Here is a 24,555-nt window from a genome sequence, read left to right on the forward strand (position 1 = left end):
TAAAATATTATTAAATCGTTTTGATACTAACAAACAATCGGGTTACACGTATTATTTAATCTTAACACAGCTTCTTAAGGTGTCCGTATAAAATTTGATGTCACCTTTTTTTAAGTTACTGACGTTATTCATACAGTAAACATAAGCTTCAATAAGATATTTTATCTGTGAAATGTTATTTGTAGAAGGATGTAAAACAAAGATACCTATTTTTTTAATTATTAACCCAATACGGCTCCATATAAAAATCAGTTTATTTCTCAAGTTTTGATCAACGTTTTTGAAAAATAGATAAGTATGATAAACTTGACCAGTAGTAACTACTTCTTTTGAATGAGGTCTGCCTTTATCTGAGATTTTATGAATCAGTGTTGCATAAGGTGTTTGATATAAAGATTGAGGATATGTTTTGTAAATCCGGTAAGATATGTCTGCGTCATCTCCTGAACAATACTTATAAAGATTATTGTCGAATTTAAAATCATCGAAAATTAATTTTCTATAGCAAGTACAACCTGCCATCAACCATTGACATCTAATAACCTCGGTTAACGGGTATGCATGAACATCTTGCATTGAGGGAAGGAGTTTATTATGGTTTTTCAATGAGTGATTCAAGAAGAACAATTTTTGAATTAAATTTGTTAACTGAGAAGTCATTCGATTCTTAATATATCCCTGTACACCTGCTGCTTGAGGATGTTGTTGAAAAACGTTAATGATTTCTTCAATAAAGTTTGGGTCCAAAACAACATCATCATCTAAAAATAGTAAAAGATCTCCTGCCGAATTATCTGCTCCAATGTTACGTGCGATATTAGCACTGTTTAATTTTCCATTTTTAATATATTTTACAGGGATTTTGTTATTACTACAATATTTTCCATTAATTAATTTCTCTGTTTCTAAATTGTCGGCATTATCAATAACTATAATTTCAAAAGGCAATACCGTTTGAGTGAATAAAGAGTCAAGGCAATCTTCTAAATCTTTTGCCCTATTATATGTAGGAATTATTGTAGAGATTTTCGTTCTAACACGTCCTGATAAACATTTTAATTCTCCTGGAAACATTACCCCGTTTAGAGATGTTTGTGCAATTTTGGATCTCAGCAAGGTCTAGTTTGTCATCAGGTGCTAACGAAATACTTTCTGCTAAATCTCTGGAACTTACGGGTTCAACCAGTATCCACAGTCTTTAGAAACTATGATTTCTTCAGGCACCGATCTATCGAAATTTTTCAAGAAAAATTTTTGTACTGCTGCCCTTGTAAGTTTTTCCTAGAGGCTGTTAAAAATAATATTATTTTTATTTGTAACTCTAAATTAATCACTATAAATCTAGTTGCAGTAGTCCCCAATTAATGATTACATTTAACAATTATACTTTATAAATTTTTGTATCTTTGCGCGTATAAAGACTTCATTTAAAATAGAAAGAATAGAAGGAAAACATTTAAAAAAACTCTGAAAATTGTATACTTTATTACCATATATGCTAGAGATAATAAAGGCAATTTTTTGATAAGTATGGTTACGTTGTAGCATCATTCAATGTAATAATTGACAATAATACACCCTAAATTTATGGTCAAACTATAATATGGACAAGGAGCAGGTGAGGAAGATCTGGGGGAAGATCACAATATCTAACAACAGTGAGAGCAGATCCCACAATTCAAAACTTGATTTTTTGGATCTCGTATTTTAAGTGACCAATCGAGCTTTTTATCATAAAACAATCCTATGACTCTAACAATTAAGACTAAAAATGGGTTTTATGATCAGCTCTTTTAGTAAAAATCTGTATCAATGAAAAACCTGCGGTACGTTATAGCTTGTCTTGTCGAATTAAATTTTGGAGCCTCCAGATTTTCAATCTCTCCAATTTTTATTTCAAGCTAATCCGAGTATCCTGAAGCGAGATTCAAAACCTGCAGTCAGTCCATATATTTCGTTGTTTCAGCAAAATAGATAAGCGATTCGAAATTTTCACCTAAAAACAGATAGCAATAAAAGTGGCTCAGTAGTTTTCAAGCACGGAGCCGACAATGTTTTTATAACTTTCTTTCAGGGAATATACGTTGTGATCCCCGGTGACATTTATGCTCAGGATCCCGAGCCTTGTGTTCATAAGCCCGACCATAGCCGACACTCCCCGGTAGCTTACCTCAAAGTTTCCTTTATCCAGGTAATCGTAAACTTCACCGGTGGTGAACTTGTCTCCGGTCAGGAAGAGATTGAGCACAACCTTGCGTATCCCGTTTTCATCCCTGCCGAGATACTTAATCAATCTCGCTCTTACTCTTTCTTCCGCAGTTTGCAGTTTCGGACACCTCAGTTAATGATTGAGTTATATTGATTTATACTACTCACTATTCTTCAACTTATAAAAATGTGCGACCTCCGAGTAGGGGCGCTAAGAAACGAATACCCTATATCCTTATCGTTTATATATTTTAGGATTGCTTTTTTGAATTATTTATATAAAGTATAAATTTAATACCAATACAAGAGTTTCAGCATACTGCCTGCGGCGGTAAATAATCCACGTTTTTTGCAGATTAAAATCCTCTTATCTCAATGCTTAAGAAAGTTCGAGAATTGTAAAGTATGTTGAAGAAGTAAGAATTATTTATATGAAATTTAGATTCATATATTTGAGCATAAACGACAAAGGTATATCATATAGGAAGCGAGAATACAATAACTGGGCTATATCGCAGTACTCCGGAGTCGTTTCCCCTGCCAATTGAGGTCGGGCAGGAGTTTTTTCCCTATCATGCCCTTGACCCCCCTATTCAACAAATTTCCTCTAAGTAAAGAATAAAAATTTACATACTATAATATCCGGATATAGGTGGGCTGTATGCTCAATGAGAATTTGAAATTACCATTCCCTATTTCTCTCGAACATATAGCTTACCTGTGGCAACATAGTGATGTTCTTATTTTTCTTGTAGATCTGGATGATTATAATACATTCAATACATGTTACCTCAACAGGATAGAACTGGAATCTCTCGAGAGGTTACAGACCAGTCATTTTAAGAAAAGGTATATTATCTCCAGAACGGTTTTAAAACACATTCTATGCAATGTTACTGGTGAACGGTCCGTCTCCGGGATATCCACATACAAGGACAGGCATGGGAAAGTCTGCATCCGTAATCACAATGAACTGTACATTTGCATATCATATACCGAAAGTCTTGCAGCCCTTGCAATCTCAAAAGTCGAGGTAGGCATTGATATCGAGCTTGGGAAAAAATTGTCTCTTAAAAGTAATTTGAAAAATCTGTGTACGAAATCTTCATGCACGGATGAACCCGCAAGTGAAACCGACCTTTTAAAAACATGGACTTTGAAAGAAGCCTATTCAAAGTTTTCAAATAAAAACATGCATCTAATTTTTAATAAAGAACTGGATCTCAGCAATGTCAGCCATTCAACTTTTGTTTTAGACAACAAATATATATTCTCTGTTATAACCCACTCGGACTCGCATATTATCAATATAAATCGTCTTCATAAAATCCACTGTAACTGGGACTGAATATTTTCGATAAAATCTAAAGCTTAAAATTCTGCATCCTGTACTATCTTTTTTCGGTCTGATCTGTGGCATGTGAATACCCGGATTATATTGATGGATAAATCTACCATGCTATTTTTTCATGAGGTAGCCAAATCGTATCACCAGGATGCATCCGGGTGCATTAAATTGGTTTACTTAAATTTTCAGCTTTCGCCAGGGCTTTTGTTAACGGGGAGTGGTTCAAATTATTTATATAGTTGTATTACGTAATTACCAGTGGGGATTCACGTTATTATGGACTTAATTGTGTGTTATTCACAATCGTTGGTCCGCTAAACGAAAACAAAGGGGATAATAATACATGGAACAGATAAAGAATGATATAGTCGATTACTTGAAGGCTAATTCTTTTATGGACAACAACAGCAGCTTGAAAGATGGTGATTCTCTCACTCAGAACGGCATTATAGATTCAATTGGTCTGCTTGAACTTATGGACTATATCTGTGAGAAATATTCTATCGAGATTCCTGAAGAGATGCTCACACCGGAAAATTTTGATTCGTTGCAGGGAATCACTAATATGATAACCAAGCTGGCGAAGTGAAGAAGCATGCAAATTGATGCGTATATCACTGAGTACGCCAGAAAAACTCCTCAAAATATTGCCCTGGAAGAGGGCAAAAGCTCAATTTCCTATAGCTGCCTTGACAATGATATAAATGCCATTGCTTCACTTCTGATGGATTTTAATCATTGTCGATTTGCAATACTGGCAGAGTCAGGCGTGCAGTATATAAAGGTGCTCATGGCGGTATGTCGATCAGCTAACATCGCAATTCCTCTGCCAATAGAGTTTCCTAAATTCAGTCTTGAAAAAATACTTGATGCTGCCCATGTCAATAATATCATCGCAACCGATACGCAGTACTCAAGATTTGGAGAGCACTTTTTTGAGCGTTTTGGAACTATAATAGTTATTTCCAGTGATACTTCCGGAAAGATTTTGCGTAAGAAGCTTGAAACCGAAACGAATGATCCGGAACTGCGGCTGGTCCTTTACACTTCAGGCACGACAGGCACTCCAAAGGGGGTCATGTTAAGTGACAGAAACCTGGCAGCAAATGCCGAATCGATAATAAAGGTACTTCGGATAACCTCCAGAGATAAAGGGGCACTGGTAATATCCCCACATCACGCTTTTGGGAACTCTATAATTAACTCCCACCTGACAGCTGGCGGTTCCGTCAGGGTTGGAAATATGAACTTTATAGGCTCGGTTTTCAACCTCATAGGGTCAGGTGTATCCATATTCTATGGAGTGCCCAGTACTTACCGTATACTCCTCAGGTATCCTGATAGATTCAAAAGAGCTTTTGCAAACGTTAGAACCGCTGCCTCGGCAGGTGGTGGAATGGATCGGACTATTGTAAAAGACATAAAGGAGCTAGCTCCTGATCTGGAGATTCTACCGATGTACGGACAGACTGAAGCTACGGCAAGGCTTGCGTACCTGCCAGCAGAAGACGTGGATGAGTTCGTTGACACGATAGGAAAAGCAATTCCAGGAGTCATACTGGATGTCTTTGATTCCGAGTACAGGTCAGCAGGCCCCAATATAACGGGCGAACTGGTTGCCACGGGAGATAACATTATGCTGGGTTATCTGGACGATGAAATCGCCACTGAAAAGAGAATTATAAATGGATGGCTACATACTGGCGACCTGGCACGGAAATTGCCCAATGGGTATGTCAGACTCCTTGGACGCAAGGATGACCTGATTAAAATCGGCGATCATCGTGTTAACCCAAGAGAAATTGAGAGGAACATAGAGGAAAACAACGAAGTTTCCAGGGTTTTTGTCGTACCTGTATACCATGAGCTTATGGGGACTGCAATCAGCCTCATGGTCATACCTGCAGAAGGGACTGAAATCGAAAAGCTATTTTCATTCTGCCGAAAAAGCCTGCCAGGCTACCTGTGTCCAAGAGAAATACTATTCATTGATCATCTCCCCTTGAGCGAAAACGGGAAAATATCCAATCGATCCATCATAGAGGAATACCAACATGTCAAAGCTAGTATGTAAAAAGTGTATTCTGGATTCCGATATTCCAGGGATACAAATCAACGAGGACAGTGGTCTCTGCCACTTCTGTGAGACATATACTCCCCTTACTCCACAGGAAAAGGATGAGTATCTGGCTAGAATTGAAGAACTTTTTGAACAATATGGGGGAAAGGGCGACTACGATGTAATTTATGCACTTTCCGGTGGGAAAGACTCGTCGTACACGCTTTACAAGCTCAAAAAAGACTATCCTTTCCTCAAGATACTGGCTGTGCAGTTCGATAATGGGTTCACTTCCGAAGGTGCAATTAAAAACGCAAAAAAAATGTGTGAGATTACAGGCTGTGATTATTTCCAATTGACAATGGAAAAGGAAATACTCTACGATATATTCAAAAAAGCAGCAGTATCCTGCGATGCGTTTCCGAAGTTTGCCAAATATCGAGCCAGTGATATATGCAACGTTTGCATCACTATCATCAAACAAAAGTTAATAGAGCAGGCCATTATTAAAAAAGCACCTTTTATTGTATTTGCTTTTACAGCCGGACAGTCTCCTAATCCCATAATTAATCTATCAGCCAATTTTATCCATTGGTCCAGAAACTTATTTGAGAAACAGCTTCAAAAAATAGGCATCGACGATAAAGATGAACTCTTCCTCCTGAAAAAAGAGGTTCTTACAAATATAGGTGAGAATGTTCCGAGTATCCTGCATCCTCTGTGCCTGTGGGATTATAGTGAAGGTAAAATACTTGAGACCCTGCTGGAAATCGGGTGGGAGCCTCCAGGAATCAATGACAGTAACTCAACCAACTGTACATTAAATTCCTTTGCCTGTTACAACCATCTGGAAAAGTACGGCTTCCACCCTTATGCCTTCGATGTGGCAGGGCTTGTTCGAAGCGGGGAGATGCCGAGGGACGAAGGCTTTGAAAAAATTAACCCGGAACTGTCACAACCATTGATAGACGAAGCTGCAAGAAAGCTTAAACTGGAATTAAAAAGCTCACAAAAAATACCTGTTAAAATCTGAGATAGGCAGTCTAATTACAACAATCAGGTTACAACAGTCTAATTATTCCAGGGGGAAATACTATGCAGATAGCAGAAGAACTGAGTGTAAATATAATAGAAGAACTCAATGGAGACATTGGAAATATAGCTTTAAAGCTCAGGAGTTTTATTAGAGATCAAATAACGGGTTTTAAGAAAAAAGGAGTGGTTATAGGGGTTTCAGGGGGAATTGACTCCGCGGTAGCACTCACCCTGTGCGTACAGGAGCTTGGAAAAGAAAACATATATGGTCTTCTCCTTCCTGAAGAAGAATCTGCCCCTTCCAGCAAGACCCTGGGGGCAGAAATCTGTGAGAGCCTTGGCGTGTCTTATGAGGAGGTGCCCATCTCTCCGATCCTGAAATCCCTTAATATCTATGATCAGAAGGAACAGATTATAAAGAAAACCTGCCCTGAGTACGATCCCGGCATACATAAGACATCACTGGTGCTGCCTGATTTTCTCAACCAGGGGCTGTTAAATGTTCCTTACATTCGGCTGATAAAAGATGGAGAAACAGTTGCTAGGCACAGGTTGAAAGCAAACGACTATCTGGAGCTCATAGGGCTGCAGAATGTCAAGCAAAGATCCAGAATGATAGTTCAGTATATGTATGCTGAAAAACTGAACTATGCAGTTTGTGGCACAACCAACAAGACAGAACTGGCTCTTGGCCAGTTTGTGAAATATGGGGACGGGGGTGTAGATCTTGAGCCTCTGGCAGACTGCTATAAAGTACAGGTCTATGCTCTGGGGAAGCTGCTCAATGTCAACGAAGAGATCATAAAACGCCCTCCAAGTGCTGACACATGGAGCCATTACACAACTGACGAAGAATTCTACTGGCGCATGCCGATTCAGATCATGGACCAGTTGCTGTATGCTCAGGAACACCAGCTGCCCCTGCAGGTAATTGAAAAGAACACAGGGCTGTCCAGAGATACTATAGAGAAAGCCCGGAGGCATATCAGTAGAGTAAAAGATACCACGGAATATGTGCGAACCGTGCCGCCGGTTTGCTATATCAACCGGTAAACTGCGACAGTGCCTGGAGGCAAAGTTATACGGGATAAAACACCGGCTAGAAACCGAAGTTGTAGGGCTTTACCTCCAGGAAAACCTGATTCTAAATTGCAGAAATCTTTCTGGCAGGCTGCTGTCACATAATGTCATCGTAATAATTATATCGTCATCGCAATAAGTATAAACTTAATCACTAACCCGAAAGTGTGATTATGAATACCAAAGTCTCAATTGCTCGGTGCCAGGATTATTCGAATGCGAAAGATGCGATCAGAGAGGCGCTGAACCTGATCGGTGGGCTTGAGAAAATTATAGTACCTGGTAACCGAGTGCTTCTCAAACCCAATGTGCTTGCTATCCGATCTCCAGAGGATGCCGTCACAACCCATCCTGCAGTAGTATCCGCAATGTGTGAACTGGTTCTGGAAGTAGGAGGTATTCCGGTTATAGGTGACGGTTCAGGCATTGTAAAACCCGGGTCTACCACCACTGCACAGGCACTTAAAGCTTCAGGCATTGAAAGTGTTGCCTCCGCTTACGGGGTGGAGCTTATCAATTTTGAGACTTCGGATTTTGTTGAGGTTGATATTCCGGGTGCCAGGCAGTTCTCACACATGCACATCTCAAGAGCTGTACTCGAAGCAGATGTAGTAATCTCGCTTCCAAAGCTCAAGACCCATGAACTCACATTGTATACCGGGGCGGTCAAAAATTTCTTTGGCACAATTCCTCAGAAAAACCGAAAGCAAGCTCATTTTTTGGAAGATCGCCGTCGTTTTGGGGAAGCAATTGTCGATATATATTCTGTTGTCAAACCCCAGCTTGCAGTTATGGACGGTGTGGTCGGAATGGAAGGAAATGGCCCGGCCAATGGTACGCCTGTCTTTGCAGGCGTGATTATGGCAAGTTACGACTGCGTAGCCCTGGATATTGTAGCTTCTGAGCTTATAGGCATCGATCCTTTGAAGGTCCCTACGAATAAAGCTGCACTCGCAAGAGGATTTGGTACCAAACATCCGGACATCGTGGGGACGCCTCTGGAGAAAGTAAAGGTCGGGTTCAAAAAACCGGAAGGTGGAATCACTGCTTACATACCATCTTTTGTTATGAGAATCCTTCGAAGGCAGTTAGCTGTAAAACCCATTATTAATACTTCAAACTGTGTCCTTTGCAAAGCCTGTGTCTCGAACTGCTCGGCACATGCAATTGAAGAATCAGGCAAGGTACTCAAAATTAACGACGAAAAATGCATTCAATGTTACTGCTGCCGGGAGCTTTGCCCTAACAATGCGGTAGAAATAAAAAAATCACTGCTTCTAAAGCTTGTAACCCGAAGTAAAAGTTAAAAGAAGAGTCTTTTGGAAGTTAGTATATTTAACATACTGAAAGTTAGTATATTCAGCACACTGGAATCATGATTATTAGTTTGTTCAACAGACTATCAGTATCAGGATTAATTAAAGCATAAACTATCGGAATATATTTATCCATTAAAGCGCAATGGAAAATGAGTATAAATAATTTGAAGAAGAATGGGGGGTATTAGCATGACTACTGTAGTATCTAAAAGAGACCAAGTAACCTTTGGCGAAATTGCGGACCATTATCACAGTAATAAACTCCTGTTTGGCATGAAATATTTTAAAAACTGGATTCTGGAACAGCTTGCCTCAAGCATACCTGTTCCCTCCTGGAGGGCAAAATTGCACAGGATGCGGGGTGTAAATCTTGGGGAGAACGTATATGTCGGCTATAACGTGCTTTTTGATAGGATTCATCCCGAATTAATTACGGTGGGGGATTATGCTGAAATCGGCGATCGGTGCATACTATCTGCACATTCGAGAGGGAGTTTGACTACGAGACAGGCATATCCCAGAACTATGGCTCCCATAAACATCGGACGCGGAGTTTGTTTAAATCCTGGATGCATAATCACACAGGGTGTCGAAATCGGGGAAAACTCAATAATAGGTATCGGATCCGTAGTCAACCGCGATATCTCTCCAAATAGTCTTGCTCTGGGGTATCCTGCCAGGGTAGTCAAAAAACTTGAAGGCGTAGGTGAACTTAAAACCTGATTTTAATACCTTCAATTTTTAATTTCTTTAATTTCCAATTTCTTTACTTTTTTATTTTTCTGCTCTGTATTTTAGCTCAAAACCGTATTCACTCAGGACAAAGAGTGCCATCATTATTACGGAGCAAATTAATAAAACTGATACAAAAGACGTCATAAGGTATTGAAAGATCCCGGTTCCCCGAAAACTTACATCCATCATTGAAAATACACTGATATCTTTCTCATATAACGGGTAAAGGTACTCGCAGCCTCCTTCACTGATATCATCCAGCAATAGGTGCGAAGCAAAGGCAGCTTCAGCAAAAAGGCCAAGATACATTGCCCTGCCAGGCTCCCTGTATATAACATATCCTGTAACTATCCCGAACAGGACTGCAGGAAGGCTGAACAGAAGCGAATGTGTCGGAATCGGGCCGGCCCAGCAATGTTCCATAGTACCGTTTACGAGAAAGCTGTGAATAATCATAATATCCGGGAATAAGGAACATATACTGCCTACGAACAGCAGCGGTAGTAAATGCTTTAAGTTCTTAAGAGAAAGTTCCCCTCGAAAAAACGATCTGACAGTAGCGTAAACTGCTACCGCACTGATACAGAGTACGAAGAATAACACGTGTACGACCGGGTAGGGCATAAAAAAACACTTACTATTTTCTAAGGGTAAAGAATTTTGGATTTCAAAAATAAAATTGTTTCCATACTATTTAAAATTTTTTACAGCCCTCTCTAAGAGACACATTACCTCACATAAAAGAAATGTTATATGAAAGATTTTGATAAAATTCAAAAACGCCTTATAAACTCGCAATGGATTTCCCTTGCCCGCTCATTTGCCAGGGGACTGCTTTAAAGAGGAATTAACTCGACAAGCGGGCCGCCTTCGAATGGGTATCTTTCAATAATGATAAGCCTGGACCCGGAAGGCTCTATTTCTTCTTTAATGCTCTCTCTCAACTCTTCAAGTACCCACCAGGCTATTTCGATTTTTCCGTCTTTTATTTCAAACAATTCTGATGGGATTCCCATGCTCTGCAGGGTTTCTTCTGCAAGTTCCTGATTTCCTCCTTCAATTACCCCATATACCAGAGTGCCATCTTCCGTGATTTCGTCAAACTCTCTTGCAGTGTTCTTTGCGATTCGCTTAAACCTGTTGCGGAGCTGGACTGCATCCTTATAGGTTGAGGAACAAAAGTGAACTTTTCTACATGCCGGGAAGGCAGCCCCGGCATATTTACAGGATCCGGCAGCTGCGCTGGATGTGTCGGACTCAAGGCAAAAGCCGTTTTTCAGGAGGGCTTCGGAGTTATTATCGGAGAATTCCAGTTCATTCAGGTTAAGGAAAACTCCCATTTCTTCTGCAAAAGCTGCGACTTTTTCCGCTCCTTCAAGGGCAGGAATCTCAACTCCGGCTTCGATTCCGAGTTCCTTTGCATTTTGCAGGGCAGCTGCATACGGACTGTTTTTGAGATCTTCCCAGCATTCCTGCGGCGGGTGTAAACGGATTTCATCAAGGCCCGCATCTGCGAGCTTTTCAAGGGTCTGCCTTCCAGGAGCAAGGGAAGTATATAGATGGATATGATGCTCTTTTCCAAAAGAAGCCTTGAGCATCCGGATGTAGTGCAGGACCCTTTCGGTTTTCAGCAGGGGCTCTCCGCCTGTAATCCCTGTCCCGAGAGCACTCATAAGCTCAGCTTCTTTCAGTAAATCCTCATCATTTCTTATAGACCTTTCATTTGCAAAAACAAGGTCTTTTCCGCTCCTTTCGTCGGAAAGCGGGCAGTAAAAGCAGCTCTTAGGGCAAAGGCCTGTTACAAAGAGTACCATTTTGGCGCCTTTCTGGCAGAGCCTGCACCCTTCAGAAAGATAACTGTAAAAAGAGCCCGTTTCGTCTTCAATGAACTTTTCCATACCTGAACCTGCATATTCTTTTTTTATATATAAGGCTTGTTTTTGGGTCTTCATACTTTCAACATGAAAATAACTTTATGAAGCCGGGGTTTTCCTCAGAAACTGATATATCCATAAGGTACCAAAGATTCATTGATGACAGAAAAAACCGGGTACGTCGTGGTTTTCGGCTGTAAAAGGTGCGGAAAATGCAAAGATGTCTGTCCTGTGGGCGCAATTTACGAGGAGAACGAGCTTTCAAAGATCGACCAGGAAAAATGTAACCTTTGCATGAAATGCATAGATGAGTGCACGAACAGGTCCATTATCTATATGGAATAAGGTGTTAATATGGAAAAGGTCCCGGTTGATGTGGAAGGGCTTCCTGTTAGCATGGAAGAAACTCAGTTTGGTCTGGAAAAAATCCCGGCTCATGGGAAAATTATAGACATTACAACTCCGATCTCGCCTTTTACACGGATTTTCCCAGGAGACCCGGTACCTGCAATTGAGAGGGTCTGTACTCTTGAAAAAGAAGGCTGTGCTGTATCAAGGGTAGGTTTTGGAAGCCATACGGGCACCCATGTTGACGCCCCTTCTCACGTCCTGGAAAATGGCCTGACTGTTGACAAACTGGAGCTCAAAAGCCTGATGGGCACGGCTCTTATTCTCGATTTTTCTTCACTATCAGGTGAACTGACTGCCGATATTCTTGAAAATGCCTTAAAGAACACGGCAGCTCCTGGAAATCTACCGATTCTCCTTCTGAAAACCGACGCTTTCTCCCGAAAACAGAGAAACGCAGGTGAGATTAGTCCCCCTGGTGAAGAGTCAGGTTCTCAGAGTATGGAATCCGGGAAGGAAGAATTTGACTCTGCATACCTTGAAGAAAGCGGAGCGGCCTGGATTGTAGAAAAAGGTTTCAGGACGATTGGGATTGATGGCTTTTCCGTGGATAACCTTAGTTCTGAAACTCTACCTGCTCACCATATACTTCTTTCAGGTAACGTGAACATAGTAGAATGCCTTGAACTCGGCTCCGTAGAAGCAGGAATCTACTTCTTCCTCTGCCTTCCCCTGAAAATTGAGAGATGTGACGGCTCACCTGCAAGAGCCTTATTAATTTCCTACTTTTGATTCCTCATTTTTAATCTCCGGTTTCTGAACTCTCTGGCATCCTTCAAAAATGGGACATGGTATACCTTATCCCGTCTTGCGTGACCAGCTCGAAAAGAAACTCTCCTGAGACCGGATACTCAATTATCACTCCCTTTTTCTCAGGAGATAACGGCGTCTGAATATTTTCCTGACTTTTCGCAGGTATCCATATTCCTTCCGAATTCCGCTCCCCCTTTACAAAATGCACCGGCTTTCCTTCAAGAAATAATCTTTTTTTAACCCCATTTTTATATTGATAGATAATCGTATTGTTTTCAGGAGCCCATTCCGAGTCGCTCAATTGCCCATTGCATTCGGGATCAGGATCTACCCCGAAGCTAATGTACCTGACCGAAGCAGGGAAGGAAAATTCGAGGGTACAGATTGTTCCTTCAGGACTATGACTTTCGGCAGAGTCCCGGGCATATCCTTCCTGAATTGAAATGATTGACAGGGAGGCAGCCTCGGCCTGAGCTTTAATTTGCGCATCTTCCATAATCGGACTGGCGGTCTGCCAGGCATGGGCTACCAGGATTAGCACTGCCGCAAGCAGCCCTAGATATACTACGAGTTTAAGCGGGATAGTATCTGCAGCCGTGGTGTCGGAGGCGAGATTTCTCATACTAGAGTTAACATGCTGAAAATAATAAAAATTTTACTTAAATTTTCGACAGATTACCTTTGGACAATTACCTTTGATTAAAACCTTTAGTCAGCAGATAACCTTTGACGAACAGATTACTCTGATTAACAGATGCCCTCGGGTTAAACATATCTTCGATTAATAGACAATTTTCGAGTAGTAACTAAAAGGAAAATTTGAAGTCTAAAGAATAGACTAAAGGATAAAAATAGAAAAGATAAAGAATAGATTAGGTTAAAGGATAAACAATAGTAGTACTGAAGGATAAACGATATATAAATTGAAGGAAAGCTGAAATATATTTCAAGATCTAAATTAATAGACAAGTAAGCCAAAAGATACATAATATACTGGAGAATACTGGAGGGTTTAAAATCGAAAAAGAGGGTAATGAAAGTCTGCTCTGTATATGTTTTTCGGAAGAGCAGCTTGGCGAGATAAAGAAGTATGCAAGCATGAGTGGTATGGAAGTTGAAGAATTCATAAAGAGCGTTTGCCTGACTCACTGTCTCCAGCAAATGGAATGCCTTTACGGGCAGAAGCCAGAAGCGCCTGAAGCCGAAGAAGGCACTGGAAAACCTGAAAGCGGGATAGAAATAGAGCCAAGAAAAGTTGAATTTAAAGGCAAGAAGCCAGGCTCAACATCAAAAGATCTGCTTGATGGGCCGCTAGTTCTGGATCAGCAGTGTATTATGGATTTATTTGCAATCAAAAGAGAATTTGGTAATATTTCTAATAATAGAATCATCACTATCGCCCTGAAACTGGGTCTGAACCAGCTCAGTGTAGCCCTTGGTTTACTTAAAAGTAAACTGAAAGAATAATAAGCGCGGGAAAAGGAGGAAGGATTTGTATAATAATCCTTTCCGCGAAGCTTTTCTGAACTTACGGTTTTGTTTTACTTTCAGTTTTTACTTTCGGGTTTTACTTTCAGTTTTTACTTTCGGATTTTACTTTCAAACCTTGCTGTCAAACCTTACTGTCAGGGCTTTCAAGTTTACCCTTAAACCATTCCAGAAAGCTGTCAATGGCCCTGCGCCGGTGAGAAATCTGATTCTTTTCGGCGTCTCCGAGTTCTCCGAAGGTCGTGCCCTGGTACTCGAAAATAGGGTCGTACCCAAAACCGCCTGTGCCTCTCTCTTCGTACGCGATTTTCCCTTCAACAATACCGGGGAAAACCAGGGGTTCTTTTCCGGGCTCGCAATATCCGATAACGGTCTTAAAATAAGCTGTCCTGTCGGTTTCCCCTTCCATGAGTTTGAGCACTTTCGGGTTTCCGAGTCTATCCTCCACAAACCGAGAGTAAGGACCTGGAAAGCCGTTTAAGGTTTTTATGAAAATTCCGGAATCATCTACCATTACAGGCATGTTAAGTTTATCTGCAACATACTGAGCCCCATAGGCTGCAATGGGTTCAAGTTCATCCTCCTGAAGTTCGGGGTAGCCGTTTTTATCCTGAATTACTTCAATTCCGAAAGTCTTGAGGATATCCCTTACCTCGGCAAACTTGCCTTTATTTCCTGTAACAAATACGATCTTATGCATAGCGAGCTCTCTTTTTTATTTCTTCAACGCGCTTGAGTACATCTTCCGAATCTATAAAAGTGCTCTGGTATCCTTTTTTGAAAGCTTCGATCAGGGACTGATGGTTGCGATGTGTACTCTCAAAGGTCTGGAAAAGCACGTGGACATCTACCCCTCTGGCCTCGAGACCTTTGTCGAAATACGCAAGCCCGAAATCAAGAAGATAAAGTTTTTCGCCCGCAAGCAGGAGATTTGAGGTTGTCAGGTCCCCATGTACTATACCCGCGCTGTGAAGTTTTCCTACAAGTTCTCCCACCTTTTCGGAAAGCTCAGGAGTAATCAGGTATTTTATGGGAACCCCATCAATGTACTGCATCTTAAGCTTGAAGTCTTCCACGTCATAAATGATCGGCGTAGAAACCCCGCTGCGTCGGGCTTCAGACATCAGCCTGGCTTCCGTTCGGTTTCTTTCGGTCCTGATTCTTTCATCAATCTCTTTATGCCTGTAAGCCTTCGGGACTCTTTCTTTAATAAGTACTTTCTTTCCTTCAGGCCCGTCTTCCAGATAAACAACAGCTTCGGCCCCGTTATCCAGCATCTCTCCAATCCTGAATGAAGTTCCAGGTAAAATCTCAGGGACCTTTTTCATCTCTTCTTCCCTGATCCAGGTCACTTCCACATCATCAGTCCTGAAACTCGGGTTTACGCGGGATTCTTCAAGGGAAATAATGTTTCCTGATTTATACATCAGAAGCCCGGTATATGCGATCATTGTCCCGTTATCTCCCATGAAACGTTTTTCGGGCACATAGAACTTCGCACCTCTGGCTTCGCACATATCGTTTAGCATCTCCCGAAGCCTTGTATTTGCCCCGACTCCTCCTGCAAGCAAAACTTCTTTCTTTCCGGTGTGGGCAAGGGCTCGCTCTGCAACCTCAACAACCATTGCAAAAGCCGTTTCCTGGTAAGAGTAGCAGACATCTTCAAGGGGCGCTTTTTTAAGGGCTTCGCTGGCTGCCGTGGAAAGCCCGGAAAAGGAAAGGTCCATGCCTTTTATCACATAAGGAAGCGGGATATACCGGTTTGCGCTCTTTGCGTATGCCTCGATCTTTGGCCCGCCTGGGTGCGGCAGTCCAGCGCCCCTTGCAAACTTATCAAGGGCATTTCCAAGCCCTATATCCAGGGTCTCCCCAAAGACTCTGTACCGCCCTCCCATATAGGAAATAACCTGGGAATTGGCCCCGCTTACGTAAAGCACGACAGGATCCTTTGCAGGCGTTCTCCAGATCCCGATTTCGATATGGGCAATGCAGTGGTTGACCCCTATCAGGGGAACGCTCAGGGATATGGAAAGCATTCTGGCTGCCGTTGCAACTGTTCTCAGGCACGGCCCAAGCCCGGGCCCCTGGGAAAAAGCTATTCTGTCAAGCTCGGAAGGCTCGACTCCCTTTTCTTTTGCCTCGGCAAGCAGTCTTTTTATGACGCTGGCTGCATACTTTGCATGGTGCTGGGCGGCTTCCCTGGGGTGGATCCCTCCGGTTTCGGGTTTGTAGGTCTCTGTGACCTCGGCAATAATCTCGGTCTCGGTCACGATTGCGGCACTCAGGTTCCAGGCAGTGCCCTCGATTCCAAGGATGAACGTGTTTTTCAAGGCTTACGGTCTCCTTCCAGTCCTTTTTGCTGTCACTGCCTCCGATAATACAGGAGAGAACTTATATACATTTGCTTTCCGGAATACCGAATGGATTTTTCAAACTTTTCTTTCTCAGGCCTTAAAAATTTCCAAGGTTTCGCACGCTTTCTTCCATGGGTTCGGGAGAGAACAGGTTTCTTTCAAGCCTCTCACCAAACTCCTCAAGTATGGATGCAGGAATATCGACATCAGGAGGTGGAGGAGTAAGAGTTTCAAGTTCAGGCTCTTCTTTAGGCCTGCCATGCCTGAATCCGGGAAGGAACACGACAGAAACCAGGAACAGGATAAAGGCTGCGTACTCTCTTCCGTAAATTGGCCATGAAACATAACCTGTGAGATAAAAAATATAATTTACATAGGATGCGGGCCAGGAGATAATTGGAAGGGATGACGCTGCCGGATGGGACAGCAGAAGGCTGAATATAAAAAGGAAAATGAGCCCGAAACTCATCTTTTTGAGCAGGCTGTTTGTCTTCGCATCGAGCCACCATTCCCACAAGGCAGGTTTCAGGGGGCCGGCACGAATATTTTTAAGGAGCAGGGCTGCAGGCTTTTTTACCTCAGCCTGGGTTTCAAGTCTCAGGCATTCCTCAAGCCTATCGGCAGCTTTCTGGAAGTAACGGGCCCTGCAGTAAAAAAGGCCCAGGAAATAAAGGGCATAAGCTTTCAGTTCATTATCTTCGGATCTCTGCCAGATAGCTTCTTTTTCAAGCTTTCCTGCGGCTGCAAGGAGCATGTATCTGAAACGTGCACTATTTTCCTCAAGAGAGGCTTCTGCATACATATACCTCGCGTACGCATCCCAGAGCAGCAATCTCCGATCTTCCGTATCCAGGGCGAGGGCACGCCTGAATGACTCAAGTGCGTCCTCACATGCCTGTTCCTCAAGCTCTACTCTCCCTTTCAGGTTCCTTGAGAATGCGTTATCAGGGGCTTCTGATATCGAGGCTTCGAGCTCTTTTAATGCACCTCTGCTGTTCCCAAGCCTGAAATAAAGCTCTGCAAGCCCGTTTCTAGCGTGAAAATTTTTCGGGTTTGAATCGATTGCTTTCCTGTATGCCTTGAGAGCTCTTTCGAAATCTTCCAGCCTGAAACAGGCGAAACCCAGCAGGCAGGCAGGCAAATCCGAGTTTATTTCATCTACTGTTAGCTTTTCGAGAACTGCAACAGCTTTCTCAAAATCCTGCAGCCTTATGAGGACAAAAGCTTTCATGACTGAAGCCCGGGTATTTTGGGGGTCGAGGGTAAGGATTTCATCAAAAGCTTTCAGGGCTTTCCCCCATTCTCCGCAATGCGCAAAAACAAGGCCTTCTCCGGAACATGCAATTTTCTCATCTTCTGAAAGCTTCCTTGCGCTCTCGAAAGCATCTAAGGCATCCTGATACCTGCCAAGGGCATCCAGAGCAAGCCCTTTACCACTCCTGAGAATCCCCAGCCTGGGGTTTTTTCCAGCAAGGTTGAAAATTCCGGAGTCTTTGTCCTTCTTTGTGGATTTTTCTGTCCCTGAAGCCGTATTAACAGCCTCTTCTGCATCCTCGAGAGTTTCCAGGGCCTCTTCATATTTTCTCAGGCAGATGAGAGTAATTCCTTTACAAATCTGCGGAAAAGAGCTTTCAGAGTCCCTTTTCGCGGCATTGTCAAAAGCTTTAAAGGCTTCCTTATACTCTCCAAGCTCGGCAAAAGCAAACCCCCGGTATTTCCAGTTCTCATCCCCGATTTCTCCTTCAGGAAATCCCCCTGATAGTTCCAGATATTTTTTAAAAGCTGTCTGGAGCTGGCTTTCAAGAATCTCTTCAAAGTCTTTTTCCTGATTTTTGAGCCGGGAAAGCGCAACTCCCCGGTTATAGCGGGCAGGCAGGCTTTCATAGTCAAGTTCAAGGAGCGTCTCATAAGCCTCGAGCGCTTCCCTGTATTTTCCAAGTTTACAGAGCGCGTTTCCCTTTCCGTTCCACGCAAAAAGGTTTTCGGGATCAAACCTGAGAGCTTCCCCGAAGATCTCAAGAGCCCTGGAATACTCTTCAAGCTTATAATATACTTCTCCAAGCCCGCTTAAAATACTGCTATTTTCAGCTCCGAAAGAAAGGGCCCTTTCGTAAGCCTGAAAAGCTTCGTAAGTTTTCCCCAGGGCCAGTAGACAGTTGCCTGCCCCTCCCAATCCCTCCGGACTTGAAGGGTCGGCTTCGATAGCTTCCTTGAAAGTGCCAAGGGACTCCTGATATCTTCCAAGAGTCAATAGAGCTTTTCCTTTGCCTATTTTTGCTTCTATAAGAGAGTTGTCCAGTTCAAGTGCACTTTCAAATGCCTCAAGAGCTTCCCGGCACCTGTCCAGTCCTCCTAGAAGCCTGCCTCTTTCGAGCCTATTTTTTGCGTTTCCGGGCTCAAGGATAAGGCTTTTTTCAAAAGCGGAAAGAGCCTCCTCCTTCCTTCCCATGCCTTCAAGAATTCTGCCCTGGATTTCCCAGCCAGCAGCAGATGCAGGTTCGAGTTCCAGAGCTTTCTCGCACGCTCTCAAAGCTTCCCTCCTTCTCCCCAGGGCAAGGTATGCTTTTGCCTCACCTTCCCATGCCCCCGAATGCGAAGGTTCCAGCACCAGGGTTTTTCCGTAAGCCTCAAGAGCCTCCTCATTTTTCCCAAGTACAGACAGGGCTGTTCCCCTGTAATACCAGGCCTTCAGGTTTTCGGGATTGAACTCGGCAGCTCTGGTAAAAGCCTGCAGGGCTTCTTCGTTTCGTGAGAGCTGTTTTAAAGCAAGTCCGCTGTAATACAGCGCACCTGCGTGCTCCTCATCTCTTGCAAGCACGCGCTCAAAAGCCTCAAGTGCCTGTTCAGGCAGGTTCAGGTATCCGAAGGTAAGTCCCTTAAGGTAACGGGCAGGCACATTATCAGGGTCGAAATCAAGAGCCCTGTCAAAAGCCTGCAGAGCCTCTTCCGGCCGGTCCAGGTAACGAAGTATATTTCCCCTGTACTGCCACGCAATACTATCCTCTGGGTTTATCTCAAGTACGGCATTGAAAGCCTCAAGCGCCCTTTCAAAATTTTTCTCTGACCCTATCTGGTTTTTCAGGTTCAAAAGAGCAAGGGCTTTACTGTACCAGGCTCTGGCATAAAGAGAATTCATAGGCCCTCGGAGATCTTTAGATAAAATTTAGTTAATTTAAAATTCATTTAATTATATATGATGCCTATTATAAATACGGGCACAGAAGATAGTTACTGATTTAACTTTCAGATTGCCGGCTCCTTTAAAATCAAGTGCTGGCAGTTTATAGTGAAAAAGGACTTTAATGGAATAAAAAAGAAATGGAAAGTTGAGAACAGATAGAAAACTAAAATTAAGTAGAAAATTAAAGGACGGGTGAAAAATAAGAACAAGCAGAAATTAAAGCAAATTAAAAAATTTATAATTCTTTCTTTTCCGTCGGCAACCTGATAATTAATCTGACATTTTTTAAGTTCAGGTTCCTGATGATAAAAGGTTTTTGCCTGAATCCTTCTATTTCCAGGCTTTCTATGTGCGCGTCCTTTATTGTGATAATCAATGTTCTCTCGTTTTCTTCAGGTGGCATGTTTTACTCCTCTTCTTGCCAGAATGTATTTCCTCATATTTCGGTTTTTAACCCGGACTACAGTTTCGAACAGGTACTTCCGTAGCTCTCACTTATTTTATCGTTTAACCGCCGCTATCACGGAAAAGTTCACTGAAGGTTTTATAGTAACGGAAAATACTGAAAGCACGTAACAATTATTCCGTTTTCTCCTTTCCTCCGCGTCTTCCGCGCTTTCAGTAGTTTAACTTTTCACCTGAGATTCGTAAAGAAGACAACGGAATTCATTATAAATATAATATTCTGGAAATAAACTGTTTTCTGTCTGATAATCCAGTTCTGAGAACCAGGCTTTTGTTTTTCCTGTTTTTCTCGGCCCCTGTGATTTAAAAGATTTATGGAAAACTTTAGTGAGATAATAATGAGAGAAGGGCTATAGTTTATTCTAAAACTACAAAAAAGCTTGAAAACTCTTTATCCGAAAGAAAAAGTGTCAAAGGGATAGAAAGTAGCGAAAGAAATAGCGATTGAAAGTAGTGAAAGAAACAAAGATTTAGTGAAAGAAATAGCGATTGAAAGTAATGAAAGAAACAAAGATTTAGTGAAAGGAATGGGAAGTAAGTTTAAATGAACCACAGGAAACTTCCTGCGGTTCGGGTTGAAAAAGAGTCAGATCAATTCTTGAAGCGGATTACTTCTTGAACTCGGTGTAGCCGCACTTTCCGCAGGCGAGACGGTTTCTGTGATCGGCGAGGAATGTACCTGGTCCGCATCTGGGACAGAACTGTTTGAGTCTGGTTACGGAGTCGCCCTGGACTTTATAATAATCTTTTACTGTCATTTGTATACACCTCGCTTAAGCCTCTTCTCCCTCGGTCTCGGTTCCCGGGATAGCGTTTCTCTTCAGGACATAGCCCAGTTCTACCTGTTTCATGCGGTCCGCATCTTCGTAGAGTTTGGCATAGCCCTTGCCTTCCTGCATACCGTATTCGGTTTTGATTCTCTGGATTACCAGCAGTTCAAGAGGGGCATTCAGCATTGCAGCGAGTTTATTCCTGATGTCACTTCTGGAAGGAGTCGAACCTTCATATTTCACAATGAAATCCAGTTCCCTTCGGTTTAAAAGTGCATTTTTCCTGTCTTTAAGAATTCTTATGTCCATCTAAAATTCTCCGTATCTTATCCAATTCGTAATTTTGATTTTTGCTGATGAGTTTCTCAAAGAGAGCTCTTATCTCCCCTTTTTTTTCTTCAGTGACCTTAACAAAGACCACGCCTTCATCGGGCTGTCCGTACAGGACTACAGCACCCAGAGGGGCAAGAAGAATTACAGGGAGGGTTGCCAGATCCTCTTCTCCCCTTACAAAGATCCTGAGAGGCTTTTCAGAAGCAAAAGCTTCACAAAGGGTTTTAATTAACTCATCGGTAATAATTCCTGCAGGATTGTCCACAGACACTTCGTCATAAACCTTGTCCATATTCCGGGCTGACATATCACTGGAAACCGGCTTCCTTTTGGTGCGGTTATCCACAATACAGATATCCGGAATAATCCCGGCCTCGAGCAGGTGGAAGGTAGTAACATCCCCTACGGATATAAGTTTTGTGGGGCTTCCAAGCTCTCCTGCAAGTTTCTCTATGGTGTCCCTGCCCTTGCCCCTGTAAAGCATACCCAGGGGTTTCTTCATAAGTGGACGAAGTTCTCTTGGAAGCTCAATATGAACACTCAAATCAGCGCACCTTCAGAGCAAATTTATCCGGAATGTCAACTCCCAGTTTTTTTGCTATTTCCGAACGTTCAGCGTCCAGGATAATTACAAGCCCGCTCCATTCCTCTGCAAGGTCCGAAGTCCCGCAAATCATGCAGGTTTGTCCTTCCAGGACCCTCATGCAGTGTCTACACACTCTTTCTGCCATACAAACCCTCTTCCTTTTCAGGCGGTTCCTTCAGGGACAGCTTCATGAGGCTGCTTCTTTTTGCGGGCCTCTTCGAGCCATTGCAGCTTTCCAAGAGCAGTCTGACGCATTGTAAGTCCGATTTTACTTTCTTTAGGCTCCCGCTCGTTGATACTTACCGCGACAACCCTGGCTCTTACATGGTCACCTTCGGCAATGGCTTTGCCTCCATTCTTTGTCACAAGCCTTGCGTTCTTGGCGTCGTATGAAATAAAATCATCCGTAATCTGGCTGACGTGAAGCAATCCGTCCATTGGTCCCATCCCTACGAAAACTCCGAAACCAACGGCCTCAACAACTTCGCCCTCAATAATCTCCTGGAGCTCGGGCACAAACATTATTGCTTCGAATGTCACATCATAATAAACTGCCCCGTCTCCTACGAGGATATGCCCTTCCCCGATCTCGGAGATCTTGCAAACCGCGACAAGGGAACCGAGTTTTTTGTCAACCTGCCCCTCGAGTTTTTCTCTTAACGCGTCTTTAACAGTAGGCATCACCTCTTTCCCTAAAAGGGTAGGAGGGATACGGACCGTATCAACGAGTTTCATCATTTTATACATCTGCTAATCACCCGTAACACAATCAATTCAATGCTGCCCGGTAAAATAATGTAGTTCTTTCAGACAAGGTCCAGCCTGTTTTTCTGGCGCAGGGATATGGTCTGGATCCCTTCTTCGGCAAGCCTGCGCTTCAACCCTATATCGTTTGTCAGAACAGCTGCTCCCATTTCCTTTGCCAGCCTGAGAATTACATCATCCGCAGGTCCTGTTGCAGCAGTCATACGCTCGCACCTGTCCATCATGGATCTGGCGACCTTTGCAGCTATTCTGTTCGAACCTTTTTCCCGCTTTATGAGTTTTTCTATCTCGAATACTACAGCCTCAGGCACAAAAAATTCGTCAAATCCCAGCCTTTTCAGTTCTTCGAAAATATCCACTCCGAACTGGACCGGGATCATGAACCCGTTAGTATCGATTATAACTTTCAACTTTTAATTACCCCTACTCCAATGAGCCGCCAGCGAGAATCAATTCTCCTGCTGATAGCAACCCTTGAACCTATGGCTGCGCTGATCGGGCGCTTAAGGGCCACCTGCGCTTCATTTTTCCTGGCACTTGTAACCACTCCGACTGTGGTTGCAGTTCCTATATTGAGCATAAGGGGTTCACTGGTCTTGATTTCGTTGATTTTTTCTTCCCTTGTGACTCCCACTACCCTCTCGAGCAGGTGTAATTCCATAACGAACTGGTGCCTGGTGTCAGGAAGGGTGCCGGGTGTGCCTGCAATCTGTCCTGTTAAAGAGTCGCCTTTTGTCAGGGTAGGGTCAAGATATGTTCCGACAGCGAGAAGGCCTCCTGGAGTTGCTTCTTCTACTTTTGTCGCGCCTGCAAAGATAGACGAAACTATTGTCAGAATCGGAATCCATCTTGTAGTGCCTTCGGTCGTAACCTTAATTCCTGGCCTTATTTCCAGCTCGTCTCCGGGGTGAAGGACTCCTTCGGTCAGGGTGCCTCCGATAACTCCTCCGCGGATCTCGTCGATTGAAGCCCCTGGCCTGTTAATGTCAAAAGAACGCGCAATCAACATGCTGGCAGGCTTGTCAACTTTGTGGACCGGAGTGGGAATCTCGGTTTCCAGAGCATCTATAAGGATATCGATATTAATGTTCTGCTGGGCGGAAATCGGGATTACAGGTGCGTTTTCTGCGACCGTGCCTTTAACAAATTCTTTTATCTGGTGATAGTTCTCGATAATGCGCTCTCTGGGTACAAGGTCGATCTTATTTTGCACGATTACAATATTCTTAATCCCTATGATATCCAGGGCCATAAGGTGTTCTTTTGTCTGGGGCTGCGGGCAGTCCTCGTTTGCGGCAATTACCAGCACTGCCCCGTCCATAATCGCGGCACCTGAAAGCATAGTCGCCATCAGGGTTTCGTGCCCGGGGGCATCTACAAAGGACACAATCCTGTGTTCTTCCGTCTTTTCTCCGCAGTTAGGGCAGGTCTTTTCTACAGTGTAACATTGGGGAGAAGGGCATTTTGGGCATTTCATGAATGGGGAGTCTGCATACCCCAGTCTGATAGAAATCCCTCTTTTTACTTCCTCACTATGCGTATCTGTCCAGACGCCTGATAAGGCTTTAACAAGTGTAGTTTTTCCATGGTCGACATGGCCTACCATGCCGATATTAACACAAGGCTGACTCAAGTTGTAATTTCCTCCAGTAAAGTGAAGTGATCTTATATAAGGCAGGTCTTTATCCTAAACCTGTACCATAAAAATTTTGAATTACTTTTTCCAGTGGGTCCGAAGCTTCCAACCCTGAACTCATCTGGCCTGTAATTTAAATGTAATTTGTAAATTAAGGC

The 24,555-nt window shown here is 43.0% G+C and carries 26 protein-coding genes; 10 read left to right on the forward strand and 16 right to left on the reverse strand.

Features of this window, described 5'->3' with window-relative positions; genetic code table 11:
- Nucleotides 1-51: 51 nt before the first annotated feature.
- Both ACPK8D_RS07730 and ACPK8D_RS07735 read right to left on the reverse strand, forming a co-directional pair.
- Nucleotides 52-1,074, reverse strand: a complete 1,023-nt coding sequence (locus ACPK8D_RS07730; protein ID WP_424717277.1) for a glycosyltransferase family 2 protein — start codon at nt 1,072-1,074, stop codon at nt 52-54.
- A gap of 949 nt (nt 1,075-2,023) precedes the next feature.
- A complete protein-coding gene (locus ACPK8D_RS07735; RefSeq protein WP_048109002.1) occupies nt 2,024-2,293 on the reverse strand; it encodes a DUF2551 domain-containing protein in 270 nt (89 codons plus the stop codon).
- A gap of 576 nt (nt 2,294-2,869) precedes the next feature.
- On the opposite strand from ACPK8D_RS07735, the gene ACPK8D_RS07740 reads away from it, so the two are divergent.
- The 7 genes from ACPK8D_RS07740 to ACPK8D_RS07770 all read left to right on the forward strand — a co-directional run bounded on the left by ACPK8D_RS07740 (nt 2,870) and on the right by ACPK8D_RS07770 (nt 9,772).
- Nucleotides 2,870-3,556 carry a 4'-phosphopantetheinyl transferase family protein gene (locus ACPK8D_RS07740; protein WP_424717278.1) on the forward strand — a complete coding sequence of 229 codons (687 nt, stop codon included), beginning with the start codon at nt 2,870-2,872 and terminating at the stop codon, nt 3,554-3,556.
- 343 nt (nt 3,557-3,899) lie between these two features.
- A complete protein-coding gene (locus ACPK8D_RS07745) occupies nt 3,900-4,145 on the forward strand; it encodes an acyl carrier protein (RefSeq protein ID WP_424717279.1) in 246 nt (81 codons plus the stop codon).
- Between the two features lie 6 nt (nt 4,146-4,151).
- Nucleotides 4,152-5,630 carry a class I adenylate-forming enzyme family protein gene (locus ACPK8D_RS07750; RefSeq protein ID WP_424717280.1) on the forward strand — a complete coding sequence of 493 codons (1,479 nt, stop codon included), beginning with the start codon at nt 4,152-4,154 and terminating at the stop codon, nt 5,628-5,630.
- A complete protein-coding gene (locus tag ACPK8D_RS07755; RefSeq protein WP_424717281.1) occupies nt 5,611-6,648 on the forward strand; it encodes a hypothetical protein in 1,038 nt (345 codons plus the stop codon). Before ACPK8D_RS07750 ends, ACPK8D_RS07755 begins: the two co-directional genes overlap by 20 nt.
- Before the next feature lie 62 nt (nt 6,649-6,710).
- Nucleotides 6,711-7,703, forward strand: a complete 993-nt coding sequence (nadE, locus tag ACPK8D_RS07760; protein WP_424717282.1) for an NAD(+) synthase — start codon at nt 6,711-6,713, stop codon at nt 7,701-7,703.
- A gap of 200 nt (nt 7,704-7,903) precedes the next feature.
- A complete protein-coding gene (locus ACPK8D_RS07765; protein WP_424717283.1) occupies nt 7,904-9,037 on the forward strand; it encodes a DUF362 domain-containing protein in 1,134 nt (377 codons plus the stop codon).
- Nucleotides 9,038-9,238: 201 nt separating this feature from the next.
- The gene (locus ACPK8D_RS07770) at nt 9,239-9,772 is read left to right on the forward strand and encodes an acyltransferase (RefSeq protein WP_424717284.1); all 534 of its coding nucleotides are present in this window, start codon (nt 9,239-9,241) and stop codon (nt 9,770-9,772) included.
- 51 nt (nt 9,773-9,823) lie between these two features.
- Here ACPK8D_RS07770 and ACPK8D_RS07775 read toward each other — a convergent pair whose 3' ends face one another.
- Nucleotides 9,824-10,408, reverse strand: coding sequence for a metal-dependent hydrolase (locus tag ACPK8D_RS07775; protein ID WP_424717285.1), 585 nt, complete (start codon nt 10,406-10,408; stop codon nt 9,824-9,826).
- Nucleotides 10,409-10,620: 212 nt separating this feature from the next.
- Nucleotides 10,621-11,682 carry a radical SAM protein gene (locus ACPK8D_RS07780; RefSeq protein WP_424717286.1) on the reverse strand — a complete coding sequence of 354 codons (1,062 nt, stop codon included), beginning with the start codon at nt 11,680-11,682 and terminating at the stop codon, nt 10,621-10,623.
- A gap of 135 nt (nt 11,683-11,817) precedes the next feature.
- Here ACPK8D_RS07780 and ACPK8D_RS07785 point away from each other — a divergent pair, with 135 nt between their 5' ends.
- Nucleotides 11,818-12,003 carry a DUF362 domain-containing protein gene (locus tag ACPK8D_RS07785; protein WP_424717287.1) on the forward strand — a complete coding sequence of 62 codons (186 nt, stop codon included), beginning with the start codon at nt 11,818-11,820 and terminating at the stop codon, nt 12,001-12,003.
- Between the two features lie 9 nt (nt 12,004-12,012).
- The gene (locus ACPK8D_RS07790) at nt 12,013-12,798 is read left to right on the forward strand and encodes a cyclase family protein (protein ID WP_424717288.1); all 786 of its coding nucleotides are present in this window, start codon (nt 12,013-12,015) and stop codon (nt 12,796-12,798) included.
- 43 nt (nt 12,799-12,841) lie between these two features.
- Here the strand turns inward: ACPK8D_RS07790 and ACPK8D_RS07795 are convergent, their stop codons facing one another.
- Nucleotides 12,842-13,441 (reverse strand): hypothetical protein, encoded by a 600-nt coding sequence (locus ACPK8D_RS07795; protein WP_424717289.1) that lies wholly within the window; start codon nt 13,439-13,441, stop codon nt 12,842-12,844.
- A gap of 476 nt (nt 13,442-13,917) precedes the next feature.
- Here ACPK8D_RS07795 and ACPK8D_RS07800 point away from each other — a divergent pair, with 476 nt between their 5' ends.
- Nucleotides 13,918-14,286: a hypothetical protein gene (locus tag ACPK8D_RS07800; protein ID WP_424717290.1), complete on the forward strand. Its 369-nt coding sequence runs from the start codon at nt 13,918-13,920 to the stop codon at nt 14,284-14,286.
- A 145-nt stretch (nt 14,287-14,431) separates the two neighbouring features.
- On the opposite strand, the gene ACPK8D_RS07805 is transcribed toward ACPK8D_RS07800, so the two are convergent.
- The 11 genes from ACPK8D_RS07805 to ACPK8D_RS07855 all read right to left on the reverse strand — a co-directional run bounded on the left by ACPK8D_RS07805 (nt 14,432) and on the right by ACPK8D_RS07855 (nt 24,394).
- Nucleotides 14,432-15,007, reverse strand: coding sequence for an XTP/dITP diphosphatase (locus ACPK8D_RS07805; RefSeq protein WP_424717291.1), 576 nt, complete (start codon nt 15,005-15,007; stop codon nt 14,432-14,434).
- Complete coding sequence (locus tag ACPK8D_RS07810) at nt 15,000-16,637, reverse strand: bifunctional N(6)-L-threonylcarbamoyladenine synthase/serine/threonine protein kinase (RefSeq protein WP_424717292.1); 1,638 nt, start codon at nt 16,635-16,637, stop codon at nt 15,000-15,002. Before ACPK8D_RS07810 ends, ACPK8D_RS07805 begins: the two co-directional genes overlap by 8 nt.
- Nucleotides 16,638-16,758: 121 nt before the next feature.
- The gene (locus tag ACPK8D_RS07815; RefSeq protein ID WP_424717293.1) at nt 16,759-19,797 is read right to left on the reverse strand and encodes a tetratricopeptide repeat protein; all 3,039 of its coding nucleotides are present in this window, start codon (nt 19,795-19,797) and stop codon (nt 16,759-16,761) included.
- Nucleotides 19,798-20,077: 280 nt separating this feature from the next.
- On the reverse strand, nt 20,078-20,245 hold the full coding sequence (locus tag ACPK8D_RS07820) for a hypothetical protein (protein WP_424717294.1): 168 nt from the start codon (nt 20,243-20,245) through the stop codon (nt 20,078-20,080).
- A gap of 670 nt (nt 20,246-20,915) precedes the next feature.
- Entirely contained in the window at nt 20,916-21,065 is a 150-nt protein-coding gene (locus tag ACPK8D_RS07825) for a 30S ribosomal protein S27ae (protein ID WP_424717295.1), read from the reverse strand.
- 15 nt (nt 21,066-21,080) lie between these two features.
- Nucleotides 21,081-21,386, reverse strand: coding sequence for a 30S ribosomal protein S24e (locus ACPK8D_RS07830; protein WP_424717296.1), 306 nt, complete (start codon nt 21,384-21,386; stop codon nt 21,081-21,083).
- Entirely contained in the window at nt 21,367-21,954 is a 588-nt protein-coding gene (locus tag ACPK8D_RS07835) for a GTP-dependent dephospho-CoA kinase family protein (protein ID WP_424717297.1), read from the reverse strand. The genes ACPK8D_RS07830 and ACPK8D_RS07835 overlap by 20 nt, the downstream gene beginning before the upstream one ends.
- A 1-nt stretch (nt 21,955) precedes the next feature.
- Complete coding sequence (gene spt4, locus ACPK8D_RS07840) at nt 21,956-22,141, reverse strand: transcription elongation factor subunit Spt4 (protein ID WP_424717298.1); 186 nt, start codon at nt 22,139-22,141, stop codon at nt 21,956-21,958.
- Nucleotides 22,142-22,158: 17 nt separating this feature from the next.
- Nucleotides 22,159-22,743, reverse strand: a complete 585-nt coding sequence (locus tag ACPK8D_RS07845) for a DNA-directed RNA polymerase (RefSeq protein ID WP_424717299.1) — start codon at nt 22,741-22,743, stop codon at nt 22,159-22,161.
- A 59-nt stretch (nt 22,744-22,802) separates the two neighbouring features.
- Nucleotides 22,803-23,171 carry a PIN domain-containing protein gene (locus ACPK8D_RS07850; RefSeq protein WP_424717300.1) on the reverse strand — a complete coding sequence of 123 codons (369 nt, stop codon included), beginning with the start codon at nt 23,169-23,171 and terminating at the stop codon, nt 22,803-22,805.
- The gene (locus ACPK8D_RS07855) at nt 23,168-24,394 is read right to left on the reverse strand and encodes a translation initiation factor IF-2 subunit gamma (RefSeq protein WP_424717301.1); all 1,227 of its coding nucleotides are present in this window, start codon (nt 24,392-24,394) and stop codon (nt 23,168-23,170) included. The genes ACPK8D_RS07850 and ACPK8D_RS07855 overlap by 4 nt, the downstream gene beginning before the upstream one ends.
- Nucleotides 24,395-24,555: the final 161 nt, after the last annotated feature.

The organism is Methanosarcina sp. (assembly GCF_049706645.1).
GTDB lineage: Archaea > Halobacteriota > Methanosarcinia > Methanosarcinales > Methanosarcinaceae > Methanosarcina.

Excerpts from the sequence above, each read along its gene's own strand:
- ACPK8D_RS07730 (WP_424717277.1), bottom strand. The coding sequence starts at position 1,074 with ATGTTTCCAGGAGAATTAAAATGTTTATCAGGACGTGTTAGAACGAAA.
- ACPK8D_RS07740 (WP_424717278.1), top strand. The coding sequence starts at position 2,870 with ATGCTCAATGAGAATTTGAAATTACCATTCCCTATTTCTCTCGAACAT.
- ACPK8D_RS07745 (WP_424717279.1), top strand. The coding sequence starts at position 3,900 with ATGGAACAGATAAAGAATGATATAGTCGATTACTTGAAGGCTAATTCT.
- ACPK8D_RS07750 (WP_424717280.1), top strand. The coding sequence starts at position 4,152 with ATGCAAATTGATGCGTATATCACTGAGTACGCCAGAAAAACTCCTCAA.
- ACPK8D_RS07755 (WP_424717281.1), top strand. The coding sequence starts at position 5,611 with ATGTCAAAGCTAGTATGTAAAAAGTGTATTCTGGATTCCGATATTCCA.
- nadE (WP_424717282.1), top strand. The coding sequence starts at position 6,711 with ATGCAGATAGCAGAAGAACTGAGTGTAAATATAATAGAAGAACTCAAT.
- ACPK8D_RS07765 (WP_424717283.1), top strand. The coding sequence starts at position 7,904 with ATGAATACCAAAGTCTCAATTGCTCGGTGCCAGGATTATTCGAATGCG.
- ACPK8D_RS07770 (WP_424717284.1), top strand. The coding sequence starts at position 9,239 with ATGACTACTGTAGTATCTAAAAGAGACCAAGTAACCTTTGGCGAAATT.
- ACPK8D_RS07775 (WP_424717285.1), bottom strand. The coding sequence starts at position 10,408 with ATGCCCTACCCGGTCGTACACGTGTTATTCTTCGTACTCTGTATCAGT.
- ACPK8D_RS07780 (WP_424717286.1), bottom strand. The coding sequence starts at position 11,682 with ATGGAAAAGTTCATTGAAGACGAAACGGGCTCTTTTTACAGTTATCTT.
- ACPK8D_RS07785 (WP_424717287.1), top strand. The coding sequence starts at position 11,818 with ATGACAGAAAAAACCGGGTACGTCGTGGTTTTCGGCTGTAAAAGGTGC.
- ACPK8D_RS07790 (WP_424717288.1), top strand. The coding sequence starts at position 12,013 with ATGGAAAAGGTCCCGGTTGATGTGGAAGGGCTTCCTGTTAGCATGGAA.
- ACPK8D_RS07795 (WP_424717289.1), bottom strand. The coding sequence starts at position 13,441 with ATGAGAAATCTCGCCTCCGACACCACGGCTGCAGATACTATCCCGCTT.
- ACPK8D_RS07800 (WP_424717290.1), top strand. The coding sequence starts at position 13,918 with ATGAGTGGTATGGAAGTTGAAGAATTCATAAAGAGCGTTTGCCTGACT.
- ACPK8D_RS07805 (WP_424717291.1), bottom strand. The coding sequence starts at position 15,007 with ATGCATAAGATCGTATTTGTTACAGGAAATAAAGGCAAGTTTGCCGAG.
- ACPK8D_RS07815 (WP_424717293.1), bottom strand. The coding sequence starts at position 19,797 with ATGAATTCTCTTTATGCCAGAGCCTGGTACAGTAAAGCCCTTGCTCTT.
- ACPK8D_RS07820 (WP_424717294.1), bottom strand. The coding sequence starts at position 20,245 with ATGCCACCTGAAGAAAACGAGAGAACATTGATTATCACAATAAAGGAC.
- ACPK8D_RS07825 (WP_424717295.1), bottom strand. The coding sequence starts at position 21,065 with ATGACAGTAAAAGATTATTATAAAGTCCAGGGCGACTCCGTAACCAGA.
- ACPK8D_RS07830 (WP_424717296.1), bottom strand. The coding sequence starts at position 21,386 with ATGGACATAAGAATTCTTAAAGACAGGAAAAATGCACTTTTAAACCGA.
- spt4 (WP_424717298.1), bottom strand. The coding sequence starts at position 22,141 with ATGGCAGAAAGAGTGTGTAGACACTGCATGAGGGTCCTGGAAGGACAA.
- ACPK8D_RS07845 (WP_424717299.1), bottom strand. The coding sequence starts at position 22,743 with ATGTATAAAATGATGAAACTCGTTGATACGGTCCGTATCCCTCCTACC.